Genomic DNA, 26,572 nt, shown 5'->3' with positions numbered 1-26,572 from the left:
TATAGAAGCGTCCGATGTCAGTTGGGTAACAGGCTTTTTCAGCCGTTTTCCAGTTTTGTCACATCTCTGTCAAAGTGGCGCTACCGGGTGCGGCGAACCGTCATAGGCGCCCCAGATCGACTGGTCGAAGCAGATCACCGACCCGGTCATCAAGCCGGACTCGGAAGAGGAGAGATAGGCGCAGGCTCGGGCGACTTCGGCAGGATCGACAAGCCGTCCGAACGGCTGGCTCGATGCGGCCTTTTCCAGCCAGTCGGCGGGTGCGTCGTGAAATTCGCGCTGGATGCGGTCCTCGCCTTCGGATGCCATCCAGCCGATGTTGAGGCCGTTGACACGGATGCGGTTGCGCAGCAGCGCATAGGCCGTGTTCTTCGTCAGCGTCTCCAGCGCTCCCTTGGAAGCGCAGTAGGCTGATATGAAGGGCTGGCCGGCCTTGGCGGACATCGAGCCGATGTTGACGATCGTGCCCTCTATCTTCTCGCGCCGCATGACCTTGACCGCCTCCTGCATCAGAAAGAACGGTGCGCGGACGTTGACTGCGAACATCGCGTCGAAGAGCTCAGGGCTGGTGTCGAGGATGGTGCCGCGGTCCGTGATGGCTGCGGCATTCACCAGTATATCGACGCGGCCGAAGGCATTGTCGCAAACGGCCACGACGTTGCGTGCGTCTTCGACATTGGCGAGATCGGCCCTGATGTAGACGACCTTTGCTCCGGTGGCGGCCTCGATTTCGTCAGCCTTGGCGCGGCCCTTGGCCTCGTTGCGCCCGCAGATGACGATGCCCTTGGCACCGCGTTCGGCAAAGAGCGTGGCGATGGTGGCGCCAAGCCCCTGCGTACCGCCGGTGACGATAGCGATCTTGCCGTCGAGGCGGCCGTGGTCAGTACTCATGGATGTCCTCCGTTTTGGAAATGTTTGAATAAATCCCCCTCATCCGCGCTGTCGCGCACCTTCTCCCCGAGGGGAGAAGGAGATGCCGCCGCCTCGACCTTCGTTCGTTTCATCGAGAGGAAGCGCCGCAGCCTCGGTTGCTTTCTCCCCTCGGGGAGAAGGTGCCCGCAGGGCGGATGAGGGGGTCTACGTTCGACACTCAGGTCAGCTTCTTCTCAGCCAGTTCCGCCAAAGCCGCGACGAATGCCTCGTCGCTCCAGCCCTCCCTCAGCGCCTCATGCATCAGCTGCGCCTGCGTCTTCGGTGCAAGGCCGCCGACGGGTGGGTCGCGGTCGAGGTTCGTGGGGAAGGAATAGCCTTCGGCGCACGAGGCGATGGCATTGGCGATTTCGGTGTCGGTCAATCTGGCCGAAGCCTTCAGCGCCTTGAGTGCCGGGAAGAGGGCGGCGCTCATGCGCCGGCGATCGACCGTCTCCATGGCGCGTCCGAATGCGGAGGATACCTGCAGGAGGTTTGCAACGCGCTTGATGTCGGCCGAGCGGTTTGTGCCGGCGGCATGGAAGAGGGCGGGGTTGAAGAAAACGACGTCGCCTTTTTCAAGCGGCAGCTGGACATGGTTGCGATCGAAATATTCCCTGAACTCCGGGCGCTTGAGCGCGAGGTAGCCGGGTACATAGGTCTGGCTGTGCGGCAGGAACAGCGTCGGTCCGCTTTCGAGCGGCATGTCGCAATGGGCGATCGCGCCCTGCAGCGTCAGCACCGGCGACAGCCTGTGGACATGGGCCGGATACTGCTCGATGACAGCGGAAGATTGGAAGCCGAGGTGATAGTCGCGATGGGCGGACTGTGCCGCGCCGCCCGGATTGACCCGGTTGACCTGCGCCGTCATCTGGTAGTTCGGCCCGAGCCAGGCCTGGCTCGCCAGTGCGACGATCGCGTTGCCGTAGTAGGCGGCGAAATTGCCTGGATCGGCAAGGCAATGTTTTTCCAGAGAATTCCAGATGCGGTCGTTGGCGCCCGGCTTGGCGAAATGGTCGCCGCCACCGGACGAGGTGCGATGCTGCTCTTCGATGATATCGCTGAATATGCCGCTGGCGTCGTCGATGACAGCTGTATCTTCATAGGCGCGCTTGAAGACGACGACACCAGGGCCGTCGCCGAAGACCTCGCAGATTTCGGCGAGTACCGCGCGGCGGCCTTCCGCGGTCGAGGCGGATGCCAGAACCTTGCGGCTGTCGTAGACGAGGACGTTCTTCTCGACGGCGCTGGCGTGCGGATAGTCCGCAAGCGCGGTTGTCTTTTCGGCGAGTGCGCGAAAGTCGTCGAGATCGCAGGCGTCCTCCGTCAGCCAGACGCGGTTCGCTCTCAATTTCTGAATGTTGTCGGTTTTCATCATGTGCCTCCCGTCACATTTCGGATGGAAGCACTATACGCTTGGATGAAGCGTGTTATAGCTCAACGATCCATCAAAAATCCATCAGAACGGCATAGCTGTGGGACATCCTTTTCTCGTCAAGGACATCGCGTTTCAGGCAGGCTTGAGCACCGCGACGGTCGATCGCGTATTGAACGGCCGTCCCGGCGTGCGGCGGCAGACCGAGCTGCGTGTCAGGGCGGCGATCGCCGAGCTGGAGAAGCAGCAAACCGGGGCCGAGACGACCGGCCGCAAACTGGCGATCGATATTCTGATGGAGGCGCCGGAGCGATTTACGGCGGCCGTGCGCGATGCCTTCGAGGCGGAGGTCGCGACCTATCTGCCGACAGTCTTTCGTTGCCGCTTTCATTTTTCCGAGGTGATGCGACCGGCCGAACTGGCACTGCTGGTCGACCGCATCCGGCTGCGCGGCACTGATGGTATGGTCGTGAAGGCGCCCGATGTGCCCGAAGTCGTGGAGGCGGTCGGCCGCGCCGTCGGGGCCGGCATTCCCGTGGTGACGCTGGTGACCGATCTGCCGAATGTCGCCCGTGCCGCCTATGTCGGCGCCGATAACCGCGCCGCCGGCGAGACGGCTGCCTATCTGATAGGGGAGCATCTGGCGGGCAGTCGCGGGACAGTGCTCGTGACGCTTTCGAGCAGCCGTTTTCGCGGGGAGGAAGAGCGGGAGATCGGCTTTCGCCGGATCATTCGCGACCGCTTTCCGGATGTCGGCATCCAGGAGATCAGCGAGGGGCATGGGACGGACGCTGCGACGGGCAGCCTGGTCTCCGTGGCGCTTGCGCGCGATCCGGCGATCAACGCGGTCTATTCCATCGGCGGCGGAAATCGCGCCGTGCTTGCGGCATTCGAGGCTGCCGGCCGGGCGATCCGCATCTACGTGGCGCATGACCTCGATGCCGACAACCGCGTGCTGCTGCGGGACCGGCGCATCACGTTCGTGCTGCATCACGATCTCAGGACCGATGCACGTTCGGCGTTTCGCGCCATCATGAGCCGCAGCCCCATCGGCGGCCGCGCTGCTGCGTCGTCCTTGTCTGCGGTCGAGATCATCACGCCCTACAACATGCCGGCTATGGGCTAGGCTGCCTTTCGGGCTTGCCATCGATACGGAAATCTGGTGTCTCCTGACGGCCTCACGATCGACAAGGAGCGGAGAGATGTCCGACATACAGAGCCGCATCACCAAGCTCGAGGAAGTCATTGCCCATCAGGCAAAGACGATCGAGGAGCTTTCCGACCAGCTGGCCGAACAGTGGCGCGTCGTCGAACAGACGCGATCGAAGCTCGACAGGCTGACGGAGCGTTTTCTGACGATCGAGGGCGAGTCGCTGGATGCGCCGGCGAATACGCGTCCGCCGCATTATTGAGCGCTATCTAAGCAGGCTTTGGCCGCCGTCGATCCAGATCGGCGTACCGGTGATGTGACGCGAGCGTTCCGAGGCGAGGAACAGCACGGCTTCGGCGACATCTTCAGCGCTGCCGGATTTTCCGTCTGTGAGGGGGATTTCTCCCTCCGGCCAGACGACCGGGATAGCCGCCTCGTCCTGGTTGCGCCTCGTCGTATTGGCGGAAATCTCGGTGGTTATCGCACCCGGACAAATCGCATTGATGCGGATGTGATGCTTGCCGAGTTCGAGGGCGAGCTGCTGGACCATCGCCAACTGCGCCGCCTTGGTGGCTGAGTAGGCGGTGGCGCCCGGTGTGGTGAAGGTGCGGGTACCATTGATCGAGGAGATGACGACGATCGATCCGCTGCCGCGCGCCTTGAGATAGGGCATGCAAACATGCAGCGTCAGATAGGTGCCGCGAAGATTTACGGATATCGTCCGGTCCCATTCCTCGGGTTTGAGATCATCGATGGGAGCCCAGACGCCGTTGATGCCTGCATTGGCGACGACGATGTCGATATGTCCGAAATGCTCGGCCAGCGCCCTTGCGGCTTCGCGCATCTGGTTCTCGTCGGAGACATCGGCGAGCAGTGCCAAGGCTTTGCCGCCGGCCGCATGGATTTCCAGTACCGTATCGTCGAGTTCGCTTCCGGTGTGACCCAGCACGCCGACCATGGCGCCGTCCCGTGCCAGCCGCAGTGCCGATGCCCTGCCGATGCCGGACGCTCCGCCCGTAATCAGCGCCACCTTGCCTGACAGTTCCATCGGGGTTCCTCTTCGACCACTCTCCGGCCATCAACCGTTCGGTCCCGCGATTGTTCCCCGAGCCTGTTACGCTTAGCCGTGATGGAGATATCGAGAAGAAACATTCACGTTTTGGTGTTTTCACGCGCACGTGTGTAACAAAACGCCTCTTCCTTCCGTATCAGCTGGTAGAATTCATGATCATCCACGTGATGGGGAGATTTCAATGATGTTGAACAGACGATATCTACTTATGGCGGGTGTATTTGGAGCGGTGGCCGCGCGTTTGAGCTGGGGCACCGACCCGGCACGGGCTGCCGAGACTTTTCCGGTCACTCATACCGACGCGGAATGGCACAAGCTGCTGACGGCAGATCAATTCGAGGTCCTGCGCAACGAAGGGACCGAGCGTCCTTTCACCAGCGAATTGCTGCATGAGGAACGCAAGGGCAATTTCGCCTGCGCCGGCTGCGATCAGGACGCTTTCCTGTCGAGCACCAAATTCGATAGCGGCACAGGCTGGCCGAGCTTCTGGGCGCCGATCGAGAATGCGGTGGCAACGACAAACGACACGTCCTACGGCATGGTGCGCAATGCGGTGCACTGCATGCGCTGCGGCGGCCATCTCGGCCATGTCTTCGGCGACGGGCCAAAGCCGACAGGTCTGCGCTACTGCATGAATGGCGTCGCCCTGAAATTCCACACTGTTTCTGCCTGACCAACCGGAAAGTCCTGTTCCCATGCTCCTTTTCCTGCTCGCCTATCTCGGCGGCGTGCTGACCATTGTCAGCCCCTGCATCCTGCCGGTCCTGCCCTTTGTCTTTGCGAGGGCGGGGCAGCCCTTCATGCGCAGCACGTTGCCGATGCTGGTCGGCATGGCCGCGACGTTCGCAGCGGTTGCGACCCTTGCAGCGGTGGGCGGCGGCTGGGCGGTCGAGGCCAACCAGTATGGCCGGTTCGCGGCGCTGATCCTGCTTGCCGTCTTCGGCATCATCCTGCTGTTTCCGGCCCTGTCCGATTATCTGACGAGGCCGCTGGTTTCCCTCGGAGCAAGTCTTTCGCAGTCGGCCGATCGCGGCAGCCGCAAGGGCGGCTCGACGGTTGTCGCGTCGCTGCTCCTCGGTGTGGCCACCGGTTTGCTCTGGGCTCCCTGCGCCGGTCCGGTGCTCGGGTTGATCCTGACGGGTGCAGCGCTTCAGGGCGCCAGCGTCGGCACGACCCTGCTGTTGCTCGCCTATGCCCTCGGCGCGGCGACATCGCTGGCGCTTGCACTTTTGATCGGCGGGCGGGTCTATCAGGTGATGAGAAATTCGCTTGGCGTCGGCGAGTGGGTTCGCCGTGGCCTTGGCGTTGCAGTTCTGGTTGCTGTCGTGGCGATTGGCCTCGGCGCGGATACGGGGTTCCTGACGCAGGCTTCGCTTGCCAGCACCGGGACGCTGGAACAGAGCCTGCTGGACAAGTTCCACCCGCAAAATCCGCCTGAGAACCAGCCTTCCGTCGTCATGAAGGGTGGCGACGCGATGATGAGTGCCAACAATGCGATGAAGGGCAACACAAGCAATACTGCGATGATGAGCGGCACCAACGCCATGATGATGAAGGCCGCAGCGCCTGCCGAGCCTGCGCTGCCGGTCGAAAGCACGATGCCGTCGCTCGACGGCGCCGTGCAGTGGCTGAACTCTCCGCCGCTGACGGCCGAGTCGCTGAAGGGCAAGGTCGTGCTCGTCGATTTCTGGACCTATTCGTGCATCAACTGCCTTCGCGCCATTCCCTATGTGAAGGCCTGGGCAGATAAATACAAAGACCAGGGCCTGGTCGTCATCGGGGTGCATGCGCCGGAATTCGCCTTCGAGAAGAACGTCGACAACGTCAAGCAGGCGATCGGCGACCTGAAGATCGACTACCCCGTTGCGGTCGACAACAATTATGCGATCTGGCGAGCCTTCGACAACCAGTACTGGCCGGCGCATTATTTCATCGATGCAGAGGGACGTGTGCGCCATCATCACTTCGGCGAGGGCGAGTACGACCAGTCGGAACATGTCATCCAGCAGCTTCTTGCGGAAGCCGGAAAAGCTGGCGTCGCCAGCGATGTGGTCGAGGTCAAGGCGACGGGTGCGCAGGCTGCGTCTGATGAGAGCGACGTCAAGTCGCCGGAGACCTATGTCGGCTGGCAGCGCTCGGAGAATTTCGTTGGAACCGAGGGTACGGTCAACGATGCCGCCCACACCTACACCGCATCGGAGCCGCAGCTCAACCAATGGGGCCTGACGGGCAACTGGACGGTTGGCAGCGAACAGGCTGCGCTAAATGAAAAGGACGGCAGCATCTATTACAAGTTCCATGCCCGAGACCTACATCTGGTGCTCGGACCGGGAGCCGACGGCAAGCCGGTGCGCTTTCAGGTGATGATCGACGGCAAGCCGCCGGCCAATAGCCATGGCGCCGATACCGACGAGGCCGGCCAGGGAACGGTTACCGGCCAGCGGCTTTACCAGCTTGTCCGATCGAACGGCCCGGTTGCCGACCACACATTCGAAATCCACTTTCTCGACCCCGGCGTAGAAGCCTATGCATTCACCTTCGGCTGATAGGAGATCATCCATGAAAACGTCATCGGAAAACGCTGTCTCGAACGTTCTGTCGCGGCGCGGCCGCCTGGTCGCGTCTGCCGCCGCTGTCCTCCTGATCGGTGGATTCGCGCTGCATTTCACGCCGTCGATGGCAGGCGAGGCAAGGGAAATCCCGGCACCGGCCGCCGACGAGGCGCCTGGCGCCGGCAATGAGACGATCGTGCTTGCAGGCGGCTGTTTCTGGGGTGTGCAGGGCGTGTTCCAGCATGTCAACGGCGTCGTCAGCGCAACATCAGGCTATGCCGGCGGCGCCAAGAATGCGGCTCAGTACGAGACTGTCAGCACCGGCACCACTGGTCACGCCGAGTCTGTCAAGGTCGTGTTCGATCCGAAGAAGGTGAGCCTCGGCCATCTGCTGCAGATCTATTTCTCCGTCGCGCATGACCCGACGGAGCTGAACTATCAGGGTCCCGACAGCGGTACGCAATACCGGTCCGCCATCTTCCCGACGTCGGCTGAGCAGGCGAAGGTTGCCAAGGCCTATATCGATCAGCTCAATCAGGCGCATGCCTTCGGCGCTGCCATCGTCACGAAAATCGAGCCGGACAAAACGTTTTATCCTGCGGAGGACTATCATCAGGACTTCCTGACGACCCATCCGACCTACCCCTACATCGTCATCAACGATCTTCCGAAGATCGACGATCTCAAGCGGATATTCCCCAAGGAGTATCGCGCAGATCCGGTTCTGGTCGAAGCCGCCAACTGACGTGATTTGCCGGCTATACGTCGCCGGCAGAGAGCGTCCGTCGGTAGTGCGGCAATATCAGGTACTCGGTTAAAGGAGCCATCGGGATATCCGCTTGCGCATGCGGCGATATCCAGACGGCCTCCTCGATTTCGGCCGCGGCCTCTATCCGATCCGCGGCCGTCACGTCGAGGCGGAATACGTCGGCAATGACGATATGATCCGGTTCGTTCGCGGCGGTTGCCTCGAAACGGCCGAGCAGTGTCAGCCTGTCCGGATCGACGAGAAGTCCGATTTCTTCCGCCAACTCCCGCACGAGCGCCTCGTGCGGACTTTCGCCCGGCTCGATCTTGCCTCCCGGCTGCATGAAGGCCGTCGTGCCGCGCTTTCGCACCAGAAGGGTTTCGCCATCATCACGAACGATCAGCGCGGCCGCTATCCTGATCGTGCTCAATTGCCGGTCATCCCTCGTGATATGACGAGATAGAGCGAGCCGTGGAATTCCGGCTGGGTTCGGAGCTCGCCGTATTTCTCGTCCCAGCGTCCGTCTTCGATTTCTGTGCGCAGCCGGTCGATGTAGCCTTTTGCGACCTCCGGTGTGACGAAGCTCCAGGCCGAGCACGAGAGGCGGGCTCCGTCTTCGAGCAGCATTTCCGGCCGGCCGTAATAGGCCTCGTTGAAGCCGTCTCGGCAATCGAGCGGGATCGGCATGGGCAGGATGTCGATTTCGGCGCCGAAGCCTTCGCGGATCGCAGCCATCGAAGGGTAGCGCCGCGCCTCGGTCGATAGTACGTCGGGCGCATAGTCGTTCAGCCAGAAGGATTGCACTTCGTTCGGATCGCAGGTGAGGATGAGGACCGGTCCGCGGGTGACGCGGCGCATCTCGCCGAGGCCCGCTTTCAGGTCCGGCCATTGGTGGATGGTGAACGTGCCCATGGCGGCGTCGAAGTGCTTGTCTGGGAATGGCAGGTTTTCGGCGACTGCGTCGATCGCGACCGATAGGTGTGCCGGGCGCTGGGCGCGCATCGAGGCGGAGGGTTCGACGGCCGTCACGTCGCGGTTGGTCGGTTCATACGACCCGGCGCCTGCTCCGACGTTGAGGACGGTGCCGGCATTGCCGAGCGCGTCGTTGATGACGGCAGCGATACGTGGGTCCGGCTGGCGGTAGCTCGAATAGCTCTTGCCGATCGTCCCGTAGTTCGCGTCGCCCGCGCTGCCATCGATGTGTCTCACGCTCATATCAGTCGATCCCATGTGTCATTCGAGTTGGGCACCTCTAAGCTCTGGATGTAATAGAGATTTGACGATGCCGGACAAAGTGGCAATGTTTCGCGGCCAGCAAAAACTTTGCTCCCGGCCAATCGTTTTGATGTATCGGTCGACGACAGCTATTCCTTGCCAAGAGCGCACCATGATCATCAGGCCGCGGCCCAGCCTACTGCAACTTTTCTTCATTGTCCGCGGTTCGGTGATCCTCAGAATCCTGCCGCAGATGATCGTCGTGTTCGTTTTGTCGGTGGCGATCGTCTGGGGACATGAGGCGAAGCCTGGGGTATTCCTTTCGCTGAACGGTGCGCCCTTCGCGCTTCTCGGCATCGCGCTGTCGATCTTCCTCGGTTTCCGCAATAACGCCTGTTACGACCGCTGGTGGGAAGCCAGGCGCAACTGGGGCCAGCTTGTCCATGTCTCCCGCGGGTTTGCCCGGCAGGCGCTGATGCTCGAGGCCGAGCATGGTGAAGAGGGTCGTGCCAAGCGGCGGCAACTCCTGAAGCTTACGATAGCCTTCGCCCAGGCGCTCGTCTGTCATCTGCGGCCGGGCGGCGGAGAAGAGAAGGTCGCCCGTCATCTCGAGGACGGGATCATCGACCTTTATCGCGCCACTGGAAATCCGCCCGATATGCTCCTGAGGCTGCTGGCCGCCGATCTGGCGCGATTGCGCGCGGACCGACGGATATCCGACATCCAGTATCAGATGCTCGATGCCAGTGTCGGGCAGATGGGCGCTGTTCAGGCCGCCTGCGAGCGCATCCGCAATACGCCCCTGCCGTTCGGCTACACGCTGCTTCTGCACCGTACGGCCTATCTCTTCTGCTTCCTCCTGCCGTTCGGCTTCGTCGATGCGCTCGGCTGGGGCACGCCGTTCGTCGCCGCACTTGTCGCCTATACTTTCTTCGGGCTCGATGCGCTCGGCGACGAACTCGAGGACCCATTCGGCAACCAGCCGAATGCGCTAGCGATCAGCGCGCTTGCCGACACGATCGAGATCAATCTGCTCGAAGCGATGGGCGAGACCGACCTGCCACCGGCGCCGCTTCCGAAGGATTTCATCCTGATGTGAGGCCTTTGCGAAAATTTCTGCAGGGGCGATGGAATAAACTTCGGCGTGCTTGCGTATACTAGGTCATGGAACGCAAGGGACGGACATTTGATGTTTTAGGGCAGCTCGGTTCGCTGAGGCGCTATGCCCGTTCGCTCGTACGCAATCCCGACGAGGCGGAAGACCTGGTGCATGACGCGCTGGTCAAGGCCTATGAACGCAAATCGACCTTTCGGCGCGGCGCGAACCTGCGCAGCTGGCTGTTGTCGATCGTGCATAACGCCCATATCGACCGACTTCGGAAAGGTCGCTCCATGAACCGGCGTCATGACGAGGCGGCAGTGGAGATGGAAACGTCTCTCCCTGCAGGCCAGGAGCATGCCGTTCGGCTAAGCCAGGTCCGCAGCGCCTTCTTCAGCCTGCCGGAAGAACAACGCGAAGCACTGCACCTCGTCGCCATCGAGGATCTTTCGTACCAGGAAGCGGCGTCGACATTGGGAATTCCGATCGGCACGCTGATGTCGCGGATATCTCGAGCCCGGGCTCATTTGCGGGATTTTGAAGACAAGGCGCCGGGTGCGTCCCATCTTCGGCTCATCGGAGGAAACGGTCATGACAACAATTGATCCGGTCATCGACGCCGACCTCGACGCCTATGTGGATGGCGAGCTCGATGTCGCCCGTCGCATCGCGGTGGAGTCCTATCTGTCCGATCATCCTGTTACCGCCGCCAAGGTCATGGCCGATCTCAGCATTCGCGGCGAGCTGCGCCTGGCGCTGGCAGCCGAGCCGCTTGCCGGGCGCCCTGAAACCCGTGAGGCGGCCCGCCGTCTCGAGCGAGGGCTTGCCTATAACAGGGTGCTGAATTCGCTTCAGCGGATTGCCGCGGTCGCGGTTCTCATCGCCGCCGGATGGGTGGCCCATACGTCATTCGGCGCCTTTACGGCCACCGAGGTCTCCGCCTCCGTACCGCCTCCGGTCTTTGTCGAGGATGCGGTGCGCGCCTATCGAACGACCGAGACCCGCGGCCGGGTCGCCTCGCAGCAAAAGGCGACAACCTACAATGCCGACGATATCCGCGCCGCAACGGCGATCGTCATGCCCGCACTGCCGGGCGGCTGGTCGGTTTCCGACGCCGAGATCTATCCCTCGGATTACGGCCCGAGCGTCGAGTTGTCAGTCGATGCGCGCGGCGAGCGGCTGTCGCTGTTTGCCGTTCGGCCCGGCAGCTTCTCGGTGCAGAAGGTCAGTCACGTGGCGCTTGACGGCATCCAGGCGGCTTACTGGCAGATCGGCGAGGTCGCCTATGTCCTGATCGCCAATGGCAAGGCGGAAAATCTCGACGGGGAGGCCGAACAGCTTTCCCGAACGCTCTATTAATTCAACTCTTGGAGATCGATCGATGACCCCGACTAATCCACGCTACGGCCTCGGCGCCACTACCGCCGGTTCACAGGCCCTGTTCGACGAGGGATTGCGCAAGCACATGCTGCGCATCTTCAACTACATGGGCATCGGCCTGGTTCTGACCGGCCTCGTTGCCCTGGTGGTCGGAACGACGCCTGCGCTTTACGTGCCGATCTTCTCGTCGCCGCTGAAGTGGGTGGTGATGCTGGCGCCGCTCGCCTTCGTGATGTTCTTCTCGTTCCGCATCCAGTCGATGTCGGGCGCCGGCGCGCAGCTGATGTTCTGGGCGTTCTGCGCGGTCATGGGTCTTTCGCTTGCCTCGGTGTTCCTGGTGTTCACCGGCACCAGCATAGCCCGGACCTTCTTCATCGCCGCGACGATGTTCGGGGCGACCAGCCTCTATGGCTACACGACCAAGCGTGATCTGGCGAATTTCGGCTCTTTTCTGATGATGGGCCTGATCGGCGTGGTCATTGCGAGCGTCGTCAACATATTCCTCGGCTCGAGCGCGCTGCAGTTTGCAATCTCGCTGATCGGTATCGTCGTCTTCGTCGGCCTGACCGCATGGGACACGCAGAACATCAAGGAGCAATATGCAGAGAACTACGACCAGGAATCGCAGCAGAAGATGGCCGTCATGGGAGCCCTTTCGCTCTACCTGAATTTCGTGAATATATTCCAGCTTCTCCTGAACTTCACAGGTGAAAAGGAGTAAGGGCGACTTCTTGGTGGGGCCAGAAGACGCCTGGGCGCCCGCGGCATCGGTCAATCGATGCTGCGGGCGCTGTCATTTTTGACGGGTCAATGGGCTGAGCGCTCGTCGAGGCGATCGCGCAGCATGCTCCACGGTAGTAGCGCGTTCGGTGCGTGTCGGAGCAGGCCATGAAAAGGGATCGGCGCCGGCGGGGCGAAGGGGATCGCAAGTTCGTTTGCGTCGGCACCGGCCGCCCAGTCGGCAAGCACCTTGCCCATGCCCGACGTCATGGCGATGCCACGGCCGTTGCAGGCAAAGCCGGCGATCATGCCGGGTCCGAGATCGACCAGGTGCGGCAGGAAATCCGGTTCCACGGCCGCAAGACCGGACCAGCTATAGGCGGGCGACGGCAGATCCTGCAGGTCCAGATGCTCGGCGAGGCGGCGATGGATGGTCTGCGGCACGCGATCGTCGGCACCGGCGCCGAATATATGCATGCCACCCGAGATCAGCCGATTGGCGGCATCGAAGCGAAAGGTGAAGAGGTTTCTGCGGGTGTCGGAGACGCATTGGTTTCCCGGCAGCAGGCGGGCACGCAGCGAGACGGGCAAAGGCTCGGTGGCGATCTGGAAGACCTTGAGCGGAAAATAGGTTCGGGAAAGCTGCGGGTTCAGCGCGCCGCCATAGGCGTTGGTGGCAACGACGACCTTGCCGGCGCGCACTTTGCCGCTGCGGGTGGCCAGGACCCAACCGTCGCCTGTACGATCGATCGATGTCACCGGCGATCGCTCGAAGACGCGCGCGCCGGCATTTTCGGCAGCGTCCGCAAGACCGCGCGCATATTCCACCGGGTTGAGTACTCCCCCCGATTCGTCCATCCAGCCGCCGAAATAGCCGTCGGCGCCGGTGAGGTAGCGAACGGCCTGCTTGTCGAGAACGACAGCCGGGCGGCCCCTGTCGGACCATTGTCGGGATCTCGATTTCACCTTTTCGAACGCCGCGGCCGAGTGGGCCGGCTGGATCCAGCCGCTCTGCTGCGCGTCGCATTCGATGCCATGCCGCCTGATCAGGTCGAATACGAGGTCGGCGCTGCCTGCAGCGAAGTCGACAAGCCGCTCGCCCCGCTCCGGGCCGAGCTCGGCGATGATGTCGTCCGGATCCCGCTTGGCGAAATTCGGAACGACAAAACCGGCATTGCGACCGGTGGCGCCCCAGGCGACGATCTCGGCTTCGAGGACCACGACCGAGAGGCCTTTTTCGGCCGCATGCAGTGCAGTCGACAGGCCGGAGAAGCCTCCGCCGACAATGGCGAGGTCCGCATCGATTTCGCCTTCGAACGTCGGCCTCGTCTTGTTATTTCGGCCGACTGCATGCCAGAGCGACAGGCCGCCGTTGCGATCGCTTGTTGCCTGGCTCATGGGGTGGCGCCGTCCTGATCGGGGACGGTCTTCTGCAGCTTCTTTCCAAAGCGTGGGCGACGGGGCATGTCACCGAGGATGCCGTTGGGGCGCACCAGCAGGATGATGCAGAGCATGACGCCGATGGCGACGATCTGCAGCGAGGCTGCGCGTGCCTGTTGTTCCGGGGTGAAAAGCACGCTGGTGAGCGCGCCCGATCCGGCCCAGATTGCCCAGACGAGGACGCTGCCAACGACGGCTCCCTTGTTGCTGCCCGAACCGCCGACGATCAGCATGACCCAGACCTGGAAGGTCAGGATAGGCACATAGTTATCCGGCGCGATGAAGCCGATGAAATGAGCTTGCACGGCGCCGGCGAGACCCATGATGGCGCCGCCGACCGCGAAGGCCTGAACACGGTAGAAGCGAGCGCTCTTGCCGAGCGAGATTGCCGCGCGCTCGTCTTCGCGAAGGCCTTTCAGGACGCGGCCCCAGGGGCTGCGCGCAAGGTGCTCGAGCGCCAGATAGGCAACGAGGGTGACGACGGCGACCACGGCGAGGTTTGAAAAATTGAAGAGGATCGGCGTCGAGGCAAGGCCGCCGAAGGGGCGGGGGATGAAGCCTATACCGAAGGGGCCGCCGGTGAAGCTTTGTGCATTCAGCGCCACGAGTTGCACCACGACCGCCACCCCGAAGGTGGTGATGGCGAGGTAATCCGACTTCAGGCGCAGGGTCGCAACGCCGGTGATCGCTGCAGCGATGGCGGCGACGACCATGGCGCCGACCCAGCCGACGAGGATCGGCATGTCGAAGCCGCCGAACCTGCCCGTCGCATCGGGCGTCGTCAGCAGCGCCGAGGTATAGGCGCCGATTGCGACGAAGCCGGCAACGCCGACGTTGAAGAGGCCGGTGAGACCCCATTGCAGATTGAGGCCGAGGGTGATGAGCGAGAATATGAGCGCGGTCGTCAGGAAGAACGCGCCGTAACCGACGATATCCATCATCTCTCTTTCACTCCGAAAATGCCGATCGGCCGGACGAGCAGCACCGCCATCAGGATGATGAAGGAGACCGCCGCACGCCATTCGGCACCGATCAGTTGCACCGCGCCGGACTCGGCAAGGCCGATGATGAGGCCGCCGAGGACGGCGCCGGGTACGCTGCCGATGCCGCCGAGGATGGCCGCCGCGAACATTGGCAGCAGCATGTCGAAGCCCATCAGCGGGCGGATCTGGACGAGGATGCCGATCATTACGCCGGCGACGCAGGCAAGAGAGCCGCCGAGCAGCCAGGTGACGCGGACGACCTTGGCGACGTCGATGCCGACAACGCGGGCGAGCGCCGCGTTCTGGCTGACGGCCTGCATCGAGCGACCGATCTGCGTCCGGGTGATGAGCAGGTGGACTGTGAGTACGAGAGCGGCGGTGACCAGCAGCAGAACGATCTGGTCGGGGGTGATGCGGATACCGAAGCCGACCGGCATGGCGATCTGGATGGCGCGGCTGAAATAGGCCGGGCGCGAGGTGAAGATGAATTCGAGCAGGCTTCGCAGCGCCATGGATGCGCCGAAGCTTGCCATGACGACGATAATGGCCTGCCCCTTGGCTCGCAATCGCGCAAAGAGGATCATGTCGAGCACGAGTGCCATGAACCCGGTGAAGGCCATGCCGACGATGACGGCGACGATGAGCGGCCAGCCGAACGATAGCGCGCCGATCGGAGCGATCTTGCCGAACATGGCTCCGATGGCGCTGACGACGGTGAGCGTCGCATAGGTGCCCCAGGCCATGAAATCGCCATGGGCGAAGTTGGAGAAGCGAAGGATCGAATAGGTGAGCGTGACGCCAATGGCGCCGAGGCCGACCATCGAACCCGTCAGCAATCCGTCGACGATGAATTGCAGGTTCATGCGGCACCTCCGGTTTTCGGGTGCGATGGACGCTGGCCAAGGTAGAGCTCCGCAACGACAGGGTCGTTCCAGAGTTCGGAGGCGACGCCCTCGTGCCGATCCTTGCCTTCGACTAGCACATAGGCGCGGTCGCCGATCGCCAGCGCCGCCTTGGCATTTTGTTCGACCAAAAGGATGGTGACGCCCGACTTGCGGATGTCGGTCAGCATCTCGAAGACCATCGAGACGAACTTCGGCGAGAGGCCAGCCGAGGGTTCGTCCAGCACCAGCACTTTCGGGTGGACGATGAGGGCGCGGGCGACGGCCAGCATCTGGCGCTGTCCGCCGGAGAGGTTTCCGGCCGACATCCGCCGATGGCGCTCGAGATCGGGGAAGGTCGCGTACATCTCGTCGATGCGCGCCGGGATGTCTCGCGGTTTCAGGATGCCGCAGGCGACCTTGAGATTGTCGTCGACCGACATCTGCGGAAAGATGTTCTCCGTCTGCGGCACGAAGGCAAGGCCGAGCCGAACCATGGTGTGGGCCGGCGCTGCGGTAATATCCAGGCCGTCGAGCAGGACGGTGCCCGAGGTTATGGGGACGAGGCCGGCGACCGCCTTGATGAAGCTGGACTTGCCGGCTCCGTTCGGGCCGAGGACGACGACGATCTCGCCTTTGCCAACTGATATGGAGGCACCGCGGACGATCGGAACGCCGGGCTCATAGCCAGCGACGAGATCGCGGACGAGGAGGACGGGTTCGCTCATGCCGCACCTCCGAGATAGGCTTCGATGACGCGCGGATCGCGGGCGACTTCGTCGGCGGTACCCTCGCAGAGAAGCTCGCCGCTCGCCATCACCAGCACGCGGTGGCAGAGACGGGTGACCATGTCGATATTGTGCTCGATGAGGAGGAAGGTGATGCCGCGGGCGTTGATGTCACGGATACGGTCGATGATGACCTCGAGCAGCGTCGCGTTGACGCCGGCCGCCGGTTCGTCGAGCAGGATGATAGCTGGATCGGCCATCATGACGCGGGCGAGCTCAAGCAGCTTGCGCTGGCCGCCTGACAGCACGCGGGCGGGCTCGTGGGCAAGCCGTGTCAGCGAAACGAGATCGAGCAGATCCATCGCCTTCTGCTCGAAAGTTTTCTCTTCGGCCGCGACGCGCCATGGCATCAGGAAATTGGCGAACAGTCTTTCGCCCGCCTGGCCCTGAGCCGCCAGCATGACGTTCTCGATCAGCGTCAGGTTTGGGAAGGGGCGGGGAATCTGGAAAGTGCGGCCGAGGCCGCGGCCGATGCGGCGATGGGCGGGCTCGCCGGAAACGACAGTGCCGTTCAGCAATATTTCGCCCGATGTGGGCGGCACGCTGCCGGCCAGCAGGTCGAACATCGTCGTCTTGCCGGCGCCGTTCGGGCCGATCAACCCAAGGATCTCGCCGCGACGGACATCGAAGGACACGTCGTTGACGGCAGCCACGCCGCCGAAGCGACGGACAACGTTTTTCGCAGTCAGAACAGGCGCTTGGGTATCCTCCCCATGCCGTTCGGATTGTAGTGCCATGGATCCCTCTGGCCGAAGACGATCGTAGTGCCGTCTTCTGATTTTTGATTTGTGATCACACTTGCGTTGATCACGCTAATCGGCTTTAATCGGTTCTGCAAGTCAAAAGCGGGACCCCAATGCAAAAGACCGCCACCGAGAAAAGCAACGACGTCATCGCCGCCCAGCTCGCGCCGGTCGGTCGGGAAACCGTGCAGGATCGCGTGTATTCGGAGCTTCGCCGGGCGTTGATCGGCGGTCTTTTCGAACCCAACCAGACGCTCACCATTCGCGGACTTGCTGACGCGCTCGTCACCAGCACCATGCCGGTTCGCGAGGCGCTGGGGCGGCTGATTACGGAGAAGGCCCTCGAGGCTCTTCCGAACCGGTCCGTCCGCGTTCCCCCGATCACGCTCGATCGGCTCGACGACCTGCTTCGGGCCCGCATCCTCATCGAAGGCGAGGCGATCGCGCTGGCGGCGACCCGCATGACCCCGCGACAGATTTCAGTCATCGAGGGAATGCTTGGCGAGTGGGACGAGATGCGCGCGTTGAAGCACAAGAAGGATGTCGACCACGAGGTTACTCTCAACCAGAGTTTCCATTTCGAGATTTATCGCTCCTGCGGTTCCGCGGTGCTGATCCCGATGATCGAGAGTCTGTGGCTGCAATCCGGCCCCTGCATCCGGGTCGCGATCTACGCGTTTTCCGAAGCAGGCGAAGTCGATACAGCGCATTATCATCGCCGCATCGTTGCCGCGCTCGCGGTGCAGGATGCGGCTGCCGCACGCGAGGCGCTCGTTGCCGATATCAGCCGGCCATTCACCTTCCTGCGCAACAAGCTGCAAGCCGATGCTGCGGCGAAGTCCGAGAACCGACCATGACCCAGCGTGCCATCCATATCTCCGAGCCGCGTTCAGGGCTTTCCGTCATCGCCACCTTTCTCGATGCGAAGGCGCCCGACAATGCCGCCTTCCTCTCGGAATATCTGTCGGAGCCGAAGGTCGTTCCCGGCATTCATGCCATGTGGACCGGTCCGGAAATCTCCTGCCCGATCCCTGCGACGCATCTCGAAGGTGCGGACTGGGCAAAGGCCCTGCCGGCCGAGAATGCGACGCTGACACCGCAGCCGGGCGATATCGTACTGAGCTACGTGCCGGCGCGCATGTGGGGCGGCAACCCGAATCCGATCTTCGACATCGGCCTGTTCTATGGCCAGGGCGCGCGGCTACTGTTCCCGATCGGCTGGCTTGCCGGCAGCGTCGTCGCGCAGGTTCGCCCCGAGGATCGCGAGCATTTCGCGGCCTCCTGCGGCATCATCCGCCGCAATGGCGCCTGCGACGTAACGTTTAGGCGGACGGAGGTCTGAGATGAGTGCGGTCGACGATAGTTTCGAGCTTTTCGACCTTCGCGTCGAGGCGGTCATCCCTGAGGGGAAGCCGATCTACTGCGGTGCGAAGGAGGGCGACTATTTCGAGCTCAAGGGCGAGATGCTCTCGATGCCTGAAGGGCAGGGCTTCTCGATCTATTCGATCTCCGCCGTGTTGCCGCTGCTCGCCGCCAAGCAACGACCGACCCATAAGAACGATTGGATGACGTCCGACGCTGAGATCGCCTGTCCCGATCCGAACTGCGCAAGTCGGCTGAAGATCGTCCGGCTTGGAAAGCGCCGGTTCAGCCATGCAGAGACGACGGCGGTGCCGCTGTCCAACAGGAATGAAGACAAATGAGTGCCAGGACTTTCGAACTCCGGCCCGGCTATACAATCTCCCGCGTCATTCGCGGCGGTTGGCAGCTTGCCGGCGGTCATGGCGAAATCGATCGCGGGCAGGCGGTGACAGACCTGATCGCCGCCTTCGATGCCGGCATCAAGACCTATGACTGCGCCGACATCTACACGGGCGTCGAAGAGTTGATCGGAGCTGCGCGAGGCCGTCTTGCGGAGGAACGCGACACCGACGTCGCGGCGACGATGAAGGTTCATACGAAGTTGGTGCCCGATCTCGAGAAACTGGGCAATATCAGCCGCCACTACATCAGGAGCATTGTCGAGCAGTCGTTGCGCCGCCTGCGAACCGACCGGCTGGACCTCGTGCAGTTCCATTGGTGGGACTACGCATTCGACGGCTATCTCGACGTCATGGGATGGCTGAACGAGATGCGGCAGGAGGGTATGGTGCGCAATGTCGGCACGACCAACTTCGACACCCCGCACGTTGCCGAGATCCTGAAAGCCGGCATTCCGATGGTCAGCCAGCAGCTGCAGTATTCGGTGCTCGATCAGCGGCCGGCCAACCAACTGAGCGCGCTGGCCGCCGAAAACGGCGTCTCGTTTCTCTGCTACGGCTCGGTTGCCGGCGGTTTCCTTAGCGACAAGTGGCTCGGGCAGCCGGAGCCGGAGATGCCGCTCGAGAACCGATCGCTGGTGAAATACAAGCTGATCATCGACGATTTCGGCGGCTGGGACCTGTTCCAGTCATTGCTTCGGACGCTGAAGGATGTCGGCAACCGGCATGGCGTCGATATCGCCACCATTGCCAGCGCCTGGGTGCTGCAGCAACCTCAAGTCGCCGCGGTCATCGTTGGCGCGCGGAACCAGGCGCATGCGCTTGCCAACGCGAAAATCATGGATATTTCGCTTAGCGACGAGGACAATCGCCGGATCGCGGGTGTCATCGCCGAAAGCCGCGGACCGCTTGGCGATGTCTATACGCTGGAACGGGATCGGACCGGCCGGCATGGTTCGATCATGCACTACAACCTGAATGCGGGGAAGGTATGAGCGGCAGCATCTCCCTTTTCGAGCGTGCCAGCGCCGAGGTCATCGCGTTCCACCGGTTTTTCGTTGCGTGGTATGATGCGGCGACGGCCGACACGACGGATTTCGGCCGGTGCGAACAGGTCTTCGGCCAGGGCTTCCATATGATCCCGCCAACCGGCCGCATCTTTGACAGGGAAGCGACCATCGATTTGATCCGATCGAACCGAGGCAGTTTCAATGGGGACTTTTCGATCGAGATCGAAGATATCCGCTGCGGCTGGGAGGCCGCGGATACGATCGTCGTGACTTACATAGAAGCGCAGGTCAGGGCCGGAATATCCAGCCGCCGTCAGGCAAGTGCGCTTTTCACATCGAGTTCATCGGCGCCCAATGGCGTCGAATGGCGTCATCTGCATGAAACCTGGTTGCAGATGCCGGAGACCTCTCAGGCCTAAGACAGAAACCAAGTCGTACCTAACCTAACAAGGGGAACAAAGATGAAAAGGACGATATTCCAACTGACCACCGCTTTGGCGCTTCTGGCCGCTGCGGGCGTCGCAAATGCCGCAGATTGCAAGATCACCGTCGGACTGGTGATGGAACTGACGGGTCCTGCCGGCGAATACGGACAGGCCGGTGCAAAGTCGGTCGAGATGGCCTTCCGCGATATCAATGCGGCGGGCGGCGTTCGCGGCTGCGACCTCGTCACCGACACGCGCGACAGCCAGAGCCAGGGCAACGTCGCCGTCGACGCTGCCACGCAGCTCGTGCAGGTGAAGAAGGTGCCCGTCATCATCGGCGGCATCATCTCATCGGTGTCGATCCCGATCCTGACCTCGGTCACGGCACCGGCCAAGGTCGTCCAGGTGTCCCCGGCCTCGTCCTCGCCGACGCTGACAGCGCTTGGCCGGGACGGCAAGACCAATGGCATCTTCTTCCGCACCATCACCTCGGACGCGCTGCAGGGCGTTGCGGCTGCAAAATATGCCATGGATAAGGGCTTCAAGAAGCTCTCGGTCATCCATGTCAACAACGACTTCGGCGTCAACATGGTTGCCGAGTTCTCCCGCGCCTACAAGGCACTCGGCGGCGTCATCGTCTCCGATACGCCATACAACGAAAAGCAGTCGAGCTATGCCTCCGAAGTCACGGCCGCGATGGGTGGAAGCCCTGACGGTCTCTACCTCGTCAGCACGCCGGTCGATGGAGCAACGATTGCCCGTACGTGGATTTCGCAGGGCGGCGTGCAGAAATTCCTGCTCAACGACGGCATGAACAGCCCTGATTTCATCGATTCCGTCGGCGCCGACTATCTGAAGGATGCCTACGGCACGTCGTCGGGTACCAGCCCGACTGCGTCGACCGAGTATTTCATGAAGAACTACAAGGAGTTCTCCGGTATCGAGCCGTCCAACCCGGCAGCTGACCGCTCCTACGATGCCGGCGCTATCGTCGGGCTCGCCATCGCAATTGCGGGCTCGGATGAGCCGGGCAAGATCCGGGATGCGATGTTCAAGGCGGTCGATCCCGAGGGCACGCCGATCTATGCCGGCAAGGAGGAGTTCGCCAAGGCGCTCGGCCTGATCAAGGACGGCAAGGCGATCCGCTACGAAGGCGTCATCGGCCCGGTCGCCTTCGACAAATATGGCGACATCACTGGCCCGTTCCGCCTCTGGAAGATCGCCGACGGCAAGGTTGCGACCGATGGCGAAATGTCGACGGAGGACGTCAACAAGCTCCAGGCCCAGCTGAACAAATAGGCTGGCAGCTAGGTACCTGGACGGGCCGATCATCTGTTCGGCCCGTCCTGTTTTCGCGTGTGCACAGGCGAGTACGACCTGCAACCGTGCGTTTTTACTTTCGCTCTGGACAGTTCCCGGTTTTTCAAGCCACAAAGCGAAGCGGGAAAAGGCTTTGGGAGGAACTATGATGCGGAACCGGACATCGTCATCATCGGCTCTGGTATCGGCGGCTCGACGCTCGCCTACGGCCTTGCCGCGACTGGTGCCAATATTCTGATACTCGAGGCCGGAGAGCGGCTGGAGGACAAGCCGGAAAACCGCGACCAGAGGGCGATCTTTCAGCGCGGCCATTTCCGACCCAAGGAGACCTGGTACGAGAAGGGCGGTTCGGGCTTCAATCCCGGCAATTACTACAACGTCGGAGGTAATTCGAAATTCTATGGTGCGGTGCTGGTCCGCTATCGGCGCGAGGATTTCGAGGAGATGCAGCATCTCGAAGGCGTCTCGCCGGCATGGCCCTTTCCTTACGAAGAGCTGGAGCCCTGGTACAGCAAAGCCGAGCAGCTTTATCAGGTCCGCGGGACACTCGGCGAGGATCCGACGGAGCCGGACCATTCCCAGCCTTATGCCTTTCCGCCGATCCCTGACGAGCCGGCGATTGCGAGCGTCCGCAAGCGGCTGAAAGAGAACGGGGTCCATCCCTATTCGCTGCCGCTCGGCGTCGACATCGATAAATGGATTGCCAAGGGAAAGACACCCTGGGACGCCCATCCCAACAGTTTCGACGGCAAGATGGATGCCGAGACGGTGGCGCTCGCCAACGCGCTGCAGTATCCGAACGTGAAGATCAAGACAGGCGCGCGGGTGACGCGGCTGGAGACGGCAGGCGATGGCCGGACGATAGAGGCGGTGCATTATATGTCGTTCGGCGAGACCAGGGTTGTCCGACCGAAGCTGGTCGTGCTTTCCGCCGGCGCGGTGCAATCGGCGGTTCTGTTGTTGCGCTCTGCGAACGACGCCAATCCGCGCGGGCTTGCCAACCGGTCGGACCAGGTCGGCCGAAATTTCATGAACCACAATTCGTCCGCGGTGCTGGCGATGTCGCCATGGTACAAGAACGACAGCATCTATCAGAAGACCTTCGGCTTCAACGATTTCTATCTGTCTGACGGCGAGGGCGGTCCGCCGCTCGGCAACGTGCAGTTGCTCGGGCGCGTCTCGGGCGCTATCCTCAAGGCGAACATGCCGGCCTATCCCGAGTGGTTGCTGAACAAGATTTCCGCCCATGCGATCGACTTCTACGCAATGAGCGAGGATCTGCCTTCGCCGGAAAGCCGCATTACCGTCGAGGGCGAGCGCATCGTGCTGCAATGGGTGCGCACCAACTGGCAAGCCCATCTCGACCTTGTATCGAAGTTGAAGCGGGTCCTCAAAAAGGCCGGCTTCCCGATCGTGCTTTCCCGCCCCTTCGACAAGCGGACGCCATCGCACCAATGCGGTACCGTCAAGATCGGCCATGACGGCTCGAGCGCTCCGCTCGACGTCTTTTGCCGCGCCTTCGACCATCCCAACCTGTTCGTGGTCGATGCCAGCTACCTGCCGACATCGGCGGCGGTCAATCCGGCATTGTCGGTTGCGGCACAGGCGCTGCGGGTTGCCGAGCACATCTCGCAAACGGACTTGCGGCGATAGCCAGATCCCGACGACGTCTCTCGTCATGCTCGGGCTCGTCCCGAGCATCTGCGATCTCATTGGGCTACGGCAGATCCTCGGCACAAGGCCGAGGATGACGGAGGTGGGGTGCCGGCCTCACACCTCCGCTGGGTCCGATGTGGATCAGACAGCAATTACCATTCGGCGACGCTGCCGTCTTCGTGGCGCCAGACCGGGTTGCGCCAGCGGTGGCCTTCCTTGGCGCGTTCGATGACGTAGGCCTCGTCGACTTCGATGCCGAGGCCGGGGCCCTGCGGGATCGAGACGAAACCGTCGGCATACTGGAAGACTTCCTTGTTCGAAATGTAGTCGAGGATGTCATTGCCCTTGTTGTAGTGGATGCCGAGGCTCTGTTCCTGGATGAAGGCGTTGTAGCTAACTGCGTCGACCTGGAGGCAGGCGGCGAGCGCGATCGGGCCGAGCGGGCAATGCGGTGCGAGCGCCACGTCGTAGGCTTCGGCCATGGCCGCGATCTTGCGGCATTCGGTGATGCCGCCGGCGTGGGAGAGGTCCGGCTGCAGGATGTCGACATAGCCGTCGGTCAGGACCGACTTGAAATCCCAGCGGGAGTAGAGCCGCTCGCCGAGCGCGATCGGAACGGAGCAGTGGTTGGCGATTTCCTTCAGTGCTTCGCGGTTTTCCGAAAGAACCGGTTCTTCGATGAACATCAGCTTGTAGGGCTCGAGTTCCTTGGCGAGAACCTTGGCCATCGGACGATGGACGCGGCCGTGGAAATCAACGCCGATGCCGATATAGGGGCCGATCGCATCGCGGATGGTGGCGATGGTCTCGACCGCCTTTTCGACCTTGTCATAGGTGTCGACGATCTGCATTTCCTCGCAGCCGTTGAGCTTGATCGCCTTGAAGCCGCGGGCGACAACGTCGCGGGCGTTGTTGGCAACGTCGGAAGGCCGGTCGCCGCCGATCCAGGAGTAGACCTTGATCTTGTCGCGGACCTGGCCGCCGAGTAGGGAATGGATCGGCTGGCCGAGCGCCTTGCCCTTGATGTCCCAGAGCGCCTGGTCGATGCCGGCAATGGCGCTCATGTGGATGGCGCCGCCGCGGTAAAATCCGGCGCGGTACATGACGTTCCAGTGATCTTCGATCAGGAACGGGTCCTTGCCGATCAGATAGTCCTCAAGCTCGTGAACGGCGGCCTGGACGGTCAGTGCCCGGCCTTCGACGACAGGCTCTCCCCAACCGACGATACCTTCATCGGTCTCGATCTTCAGGAACATCCAGCGCGGCGGAACGATGTAGGTCGTCAGTTTGGTGATTTTCATGGGAAATGTTTCCGTTTCGTCTCACATGGTCATATCGGCGGCATGCCCGCCGCGGATTTCAATAATTCTGTCAGGATCGTGTGGCTTTTGTCCGTCCGATCACCTTTTCAGCGGCGGCAAGGTCGCGAACGGCCAGATCCAGCATGCGATTGGCGCAATCACGCGCGGCAAAGCGATCTCGCATGCGCAACGCCTCCACGAGTTCGCCATGCAGGACGATCGCCTCGTCGCGGCTGTCGACTGCCACATTCGATGCATGGAGCGCGTATTTCAATCCGGCATGGATGGCGCTCGACAGGCGGCGGAAGACCTGGTTGTGGCTGGCTTTGAGAAGCACGGTGTGAAACATCACATCGGCCTCGGTGAACCGCTCGGGGTCGCCGCCGAAGTCGCGCATCTGGCGCCAGGCGTTGTCGAGATCGGCGATCTCCTGGGCAGTTGCCCGCTCGGCGGCATATTCGGCGGCGGCTGGCTCGATGGAGCGCCGCGCTTCGATGATGCAGCCGAGAATGTCGAAACCCTTGATGTAGGGACCCATCCATTCGAGCACGTCCTGATCGAGGATGTTCCATTCATCCTTGTCACAAACGGTCGTGCCGATCCGGGGCTTGCCGCGTACCAGCCCCTTGGATTCGAGGATCTTCAGGGATTCGCGGATAACTGTCCGGCTGACGCCGTAGATATTGCAGAGGTCGTTTTCACGCGGCAAGGGCGACCCGGAGACATAGCGTTCGGCACAGATATCCTCGGCGATTGCCGCGGTCACGTTCCTGCGCACGCGCGGACGTCGCTCGGCCTGGATACTCGTCAAATCCTGCTCTCGTGCAACCAATTCCAAATGACCTCTCCGCCATGCTCCCCGCGTGGCCGACACTTGCTTAGCGGAAATTTTTCGACTTTGCGACAAGCGCATACGTCGACATCTGCGTTCTTTCTCATTTATCACATTATTTCAATCATCATACATTGGCAATTGACTGGTATGATGATTTATCTTACTCAAATATAAACTGCCTGGGAGGGTAGTCGGCGAATTCGTTATTTTTTAAAGGGAGAGAGACATGCGCTTTTTCAAAGCAGCCATCCTGGCTGGCACGGTCGCGATCGTAGCGGCCACATCAGGTTTTGCGGCCGACGTGAAGATCGGCTTCGTCGTCAAGCAGCCGGAAGAGCCCTGGTTCCAGGATGAATGGAAGTTTGCAGACATCGCGGCCAAGGAGAAGGGCTTCACGCTCGTCAAGATCGGCGCCGAAGACGGCGAAAAGGTCCAGTCGGCCATCGACAACCTTGGTGCGCAGGGCGCGCAGGGCTTCATCATCTGCACGCCTGACGTAAAGCTCGGCCCCGGCATCGTCGCCAAGGCAGCCGCCAACCAGCTCAAGGTTATGACGGTCGACGACCGCCTGGTCGGCGCCGACGGCAAGCCGCTTGAAGACGTTCCGCATATGGGCATCTCCGCCACGAAGATCGGCGAAGGCGTCGGACAGGCGATCGCCGACGAAATCAAGAAGCGCGGCTGGGACATGAAGAATGTCGGCGCGATCCGCGTTTCCTACGACCAGTTGCCGACTGCCGTCGACCGTGTCGAAGGTGCGATCGCGGTGCTGAAGGCTGCCGGCTTCCCGGCCCAGAACATCTATGATGCACCGCAGGCCAAGACGGATACGGAAGCAGCGCTCAACGCCGCGACGACCGTTCTCAACAAGCATGCGGATGTGAAATACTGGGTCGCGGTCGGCCTCAACGACGAAGCCGTGCTCGGCGCCGTTCGCGCCACGGAATCGGTCGGCATCCCCGCTACCAACGTTATCGGTGTCGGTATCGGTGGTGCGGACTCTGCGATCAACGAGTTCAAGAAGCCGACTGCAACCGGCTTCTTTGGCACCGTCATCATCTCGCCGAAGCGCCACGGTTACGAGACCGCGATGAACATGTACAACTGGGTCGCCGACAACAAGGAGCCGCCGAAGCTGACGCTGACCTCCGGCCAGCTGGCACTTCGCGACACCTACCAGGCCGTTCGCAAGGACTTGGGCATCGAGTAA

General features: G+C 62.0%; 29 protein-coding genes. 17 read left to right on the top strand and 12 right to left on the bottom strand.

Annotated elements, in window-relative coordinates:
• Nucleotides 1-69: 69 nt before the first annotated feature.
• Together CPY51_RS17325 and CPY51_RS17320 are read right to left on the bottom strand one after the other, a co-directional pair.
• Complete coding sequence (locus CPY51_RS17325; protein WP_111161478.1) at nt 70-891, bottom strand: SDR family oxidoreductase; 822 nt, start codon at nt 889-891, stop codon at nt 70-72.
• A gap of 199 nt (nt 892-1,090) precedes the next feature.
• Complete coding sequence (locus tag CPY51_RS17320; protein WP_111161477.1) at nt 1,091-2,284, bottom strand: phytanoyl-CoA dioxygenase family protein; 1,194 nt, start codon at nt 2,282-2,284, stop codon at nt 1,091-1,093.
• A 100-nt stretch (nt 2,285-2,384) separates the two neighbouring features.
• Here CPY51_RS17320 and CPY51_RS17315 point away from each other — a divergent pair, with 100 nt between their 5' ends.
• Both CPY51_RS17315 and CPY51_RS17310 read left to right on the top strand, forming a co-directional pair.
• Nucleotides 2,385-3,410, top strand: a complete 1,026-nt coding sequence (locus tag CPY51_RS17315) for a LacI family DNA-binding transcriptional regulator (RefSeq protein WP_111161476.1) — start codon at nt 2,385-2,387, stop codon at nt 3,408-3,410.
• Between the two features lie 76 nt (nt 3,411-3,486).
• Nucleotides 3,487-3,696: a SlyX family protein gene (locus CPY51_RS17310; RefSeq protein ID WP_111161475.1), complete on the top strand. Its 210-nt coding sequence runs from the start codon at nt 3,487-3,489 to the stop codon at nt 3,694-3,696.
• A 3-nt stretch (nt 3,697-3,699) separates the two neighbouring features.
• Here the strand turns inward: CPY51_RS17310 and CPY51_RS17305 are convergent, their stop codons facing one another.
• Nucleotides 3,700-4,482 carry an SDR family oxidoreductase gene (locus CPY51_RS17305; protein ID WP_111161474.1) on the bottom strand — a complete coding sequence of 261 codons (783 nt, stop codon included), beginning with the start codon at nt 4,480-4,482 and terminating at the stop codon, nt 3,700-3,702.
• A gap of 208 nt (nt 4,483-4,690) precedes the next feature.
• Between CPY51_RS17305 and msrB the strand changes: the two genes are divergently transcribed.
• From msrB to msrA, 3 genes are read left to right on the top strand one after another with little or no spacing between them, the layout of a single operon-like run.
• Complete coding sequence (gene msrB / locus CPY51_RS17300; RefSeq protein ID WP_111161505.1) at nt 4,691-5,179, top strand: peptide-methionine (R)-S-oxide reductase MsrB; 489 nt, start codon at nt 4,691-4,693, stop codon at nt 5,177-5,179.
• Nucleotides 5,180-5,201: 22 nt separating this feature from the next.
• Entirely contained in the window at nt 5,202-7,052 is a 1,851-nt protein-coding gene (locus CPY51_RS17295) for a cytochrome c biogenesis protein DipZ (RefSeq protein ID WP_111161473.1), read from the top strand.
• 13 nt (nt 7,053-7,065) lie between these two features.
• Complete coding sequence (gene msrA / locus CPY51_RS17290; RefSeq protein WP_111161472.1) at nt 7,066-7,803, top strand: peptide-methionine (S)-S-oxide reductase MsrA; 738 nt, start codon at nt 7,066-7,068, stop codon at nt 7,801-7,803.
• 13 nt (nt 7,804-7,816) lie between these two features.
• On the opposite strand, the gene CPY51_RS17285 is transcribed toward msrA, so the two are convergent.
• Nucleotides 7,817-8,236, bottom strand: coding sequence for an NUDIX hydrolase (locus CPY51_RS17285; RefSeq protein ID WP_206607258.1), 420 nt, complete (start codon nt 8,234-8,236; stop codon nt 7,817-7,819).
• Entirely contained in the window at nt 8,233-9,021 is a 789-nt protein-coding gene (locus tag CPY51_RS17280; RefSeq protein WP_111161503.1) for a class I SAM-dependent methyltransferase, read from the bottom strand. The genes CPY51_RS17285 and CPY51_RS17280 overlap by 4 nt, the downstream gene beginning before the upstream one ends.
• Before the next feature lie 172 nt (nt 9,022-9,193).
• On the opposite strand from CPY51_RS17280, the gene CPY51_RS17275 reads away from it, so the two are divergent.
• The 4 genes from CPY51_RS17275 to CPY51_RS17260 all read left to right on the top strand — a co-directional run bounded on the left by CPY51_RS17275 (nt 9,194) and on the right by CPY51_RS17260 (nt 12,221).
• Nucleotides 9,194-10,120 carry a bestrophin family protein gene (locus tag CPY51_RS17275; RefSeq protein ID WP_111161502.1) on the top strand — a complete coding sequence of 309 codons (927 nt, stop codon included), beginning with the start codon at nt 9,194-9,196 and terminating at the stop codon, nt 10,118-10,120.
• A gap of 65 nt (nt 10,121-10,185) precedes the next feature.
• On the top strand, nt 10,186-10,725 hold the full coding sequence (locus tag CPY51_RS17270; protein ID WP_111161471.1) for a sigma-70 family RNA polymerase sigma factor: 540 nt from the start codon (nt 10,186-10,188) through the stop codon (nt 10,723-10,725).
• Entirely contained in the window at nt 10,712-11,479 is a 768-nt protein-coding gene (locus tag CPY51_RS17265; RefSeq protein ID WP_111161470.1) for an anti-sigma factor family protein, read from the top strand. Before CPY51_RS17270 ends, CPY51_RS17265 begins: the two co-directional genes overlap by 14 nt.
• A 22-nt stretch (nt 11,480-11,501) precedes the next feature.
• Nucleotides 11,502-12,221 (top strand): Bax inhibitor-1/YccA family protein, encoded by a 720-nt coding sequence (locus tag CPY51_RS17260; protein WP_111161469.1) that lies wholly within the window; start codon nt 11,502-11,504, stop codon nt 12,219-12,221.
• 86 nt (nt 12,222-12,307) lie between these two features.
• Here the strand turns inward: CPY51_RS17260 and CPY51_RS17255 are convergent, their stop codons facing one another.
• From CPY51_RS17255 to CPY51_RS17235, 5 genes are read right to left on the bottom strand one after another with little or no spacing between them, the layout of a single operon-like run.
• The gene (locus CPY51_RS17255; RefSeq protein ID WP_111161468.1) at nt 12,308-13,618 is read right to left on the bottom strand and encodes an NAD(P)/FAD-dependent oxidoreductase; all 1,311 of its coding nucleotides are present in this window, start codon (nt 13,616-13,618) and stop codon (nt 12,308-12,310) included.
• Complete coding sequence (locus CPY51_RS17250; protein ID WP_195909560.1) at nt 13,615-14,601, bottom strand: branched-chain amino acid ABC transporter permease; 987 nt, start codon at nt 14,599-14,601, stop codon at nt 13,615-13,617. The genes CPY51_RS17255 and CPY51_RS17250 overlap by 4 nt, the downstream gene beginning before the upstream one ends.
• The gene (locus CPY51_RS17245; RefSeq protein WP_111161467.1) at nt 14,598-15,506 is read right to left on the bottom strand and encodes a branched-chain amino acid ABC transporter permease; all 909 of its coding nucleotides are present in this window, start codon (nt 15,504-15,506) and stop codon (nt 14,598-14,600) included. Before CPY51_RS17245 ends, CPY51_RS17250 begins: the two co-directional genes overlap by 4 nt.
• Nucleotides 15,503-16,252, bottom strand: a complete 750-nt coding sequence (locus CPY51_RS17240; protein ID WP_111161466.1) for an ABC transporter ATP-binding protein — start codon at nt 16,250-16,252, stop codon at nt 15,503-15,505. The genes CPY51_RS17245 and CPY51_RS17240 overlap by 4 nt, the downstream gene beginning before the upstream one ends.
• The gene (locus CPY51_RS17235) at nt 16,249-17,049 is read right to left on the bottom strand and encodes an ABC transporter ATP-binding protein (RefSeq protein ID WP_111161465.1); all 801 of its coding nucleotides are present in this window, start codon (nt 17,047-17,049) and stop codon (nt 16,249-16,251) included. Before CPY51_RS17235 ends, CPY51_RS17240 begins: the two co-directional genes overlap by 4 nt.
• A gap of 119 nt (nt 17,050-17,168) precedes the next feature.
• Here CPY51_RS17235 and CPY51_RS17230 point away from each other — a divergent pair, with 119 nt between their 5' ends.
• The 7 genes from CPY51_RS17230 (at nt 17,169) to CPY51_RS17200 (ending at nt 23,223) form a co-directional block, all read left to right on the top strand.
• On the top strand, nt 17,169-17,912 hold the full coding sequence (locus tag CPY51_RS17230) for a GntR family transcriptional regulator (protein ID WP_111161464.1): 744 nt from the start codon (nt 17,169-17,171) through the stop codon (nt 17,910-17,912).
• A complete protein-coding gene (locus CPY51_RS17225) occupies nt 17,909-18,397 on the top strand; it encodes a DUF3830 family protein (RefSeq protein ID WP_111161463.1) in 489 nt (162 codons plus the stop codon). Before CPY51_RS17230 ends, CPY51_RS17225 begins: the two co-directional genes overlap by 4 nt.
• Before the next feature lies 1 nt (nt 18,398).
• On the top strand, nt 18,399-18,758 hold the full coding sequence (locus tag CPY51_RS17220) for a TIGR04076 family protein (RefSeq protein ID WP_111161462.1): 360 nt from the start codon (nt 18,399-18,401) through the stop codon (nt 18,756-18,758).
• Nucleotides 18,755-19,810 (top strand): aldo/keto reductase, encoded by a 1,056-nt coding sequence (locus CPY51_RS17215; protein ID WP_111161461.1) that lies wholly within the window; start codon nt 18,755-18,757, stop codon nt 19,808-19,810. Before CPY51_RS17220 ends, CPY51_RS17215 begins: the two co-directional genes overlap by 4 nt.
• Nucleotides 19,807-20,244 (top strand): hypothetical protein, encoded by a 438-nt coding sequence (locus CPY51_RS17210; RefSeq protein ID WP_111161460.1) that lies wholly within the window; start codon nt 19,807-19,809, stop codon nt 20,242-20,244. Before CPY51_RS17215 ends, CPY51_RS17210 begins: the two co-directional genes overlap by 4 nt.
• A 42-nt stretch (nt 20,245-20,286) precedes the next feature.
• A complete protein-coding gene (locus CPY51_RS17205; RefSeq protein ID WP_111161459.1) occupies nt 20,287-21,549 on the top strand; it encodes an ABC transporter substrate-binding protein in 1,263 nt (420 codons plus the stop codon).
• A gap of 183 nt (nt 21,550-21,732) precedes the next feature.
• Nucleotides 21,733-23,223 carry a GMC oxidoreductase gene (locus CPY51_RS17200; RefSeq protein WP_244598716.1) on the top strand — a complete coding sequence of 497 codons (1,491 nt, stop codon included), beginning with the start codon at nt 21,733-21,735 and terminating at the stop codon, nt 23,221-23,223.
• A gap of 155 nt (nt 23,224-23,378) precedes the next feature.
• Here the strand turns inward: CPY51_RS17200 and dgoD are convergent, their stop codons facing one another.
• Nucleotides 23,379-24,527 (bottom strand): galactonate dehydratase, encoded by a 1,149-nt coding sequence (gene dgoD / locus CPY51_RS17195; protein ID WP_111161458.1) that lies wholly within the window; start codon nt 24,525-24,527, stop codon nt 23,379-23,381.
• A 70-nt stretch (nt 24,528-24,597) separates the two neighbouring features.
• A complete protein-coding gene (locus CPY51_RS17190) occupies nt 24,598-25,365 on the bottom strand; it encodes a FadR/GntR family transcriptional regulator (RefSeq protein WP_244598713.1) in 768 nt (255 codons plus the stop codon).
• 223 nt (nt 25,366-25,588) lie between these two features.
• Between CPY51_RS17190 and CPY51_RS17185 the strand changes: the two genes are divergently transcribed.
• Complete coding sequence (locus tag CPY51_RS17185) at nt 25,589-26,572, top strand: arabinose ABC transporter substrate-binding protein (RefSeq protein WP_111161456.1); 984 nt, start codon at nt 25,589-25,591, stop codon at nt 26,570-26,572.

The organism is Arminella tubonensis (genome assembly GCF_003240585.1).
Lineage (GTDB): Bacteria > Pseudomonadota > Alphaproteobacteria > Rhizobiales > Rhizobiaceae > Rhizobium > Rhizobium tubonense.
The sequence above is the reverse complement of the archived record's forward strand: the minus strand, read 5'-3'. Positions and strand labels throughout refer to the sequence as shown.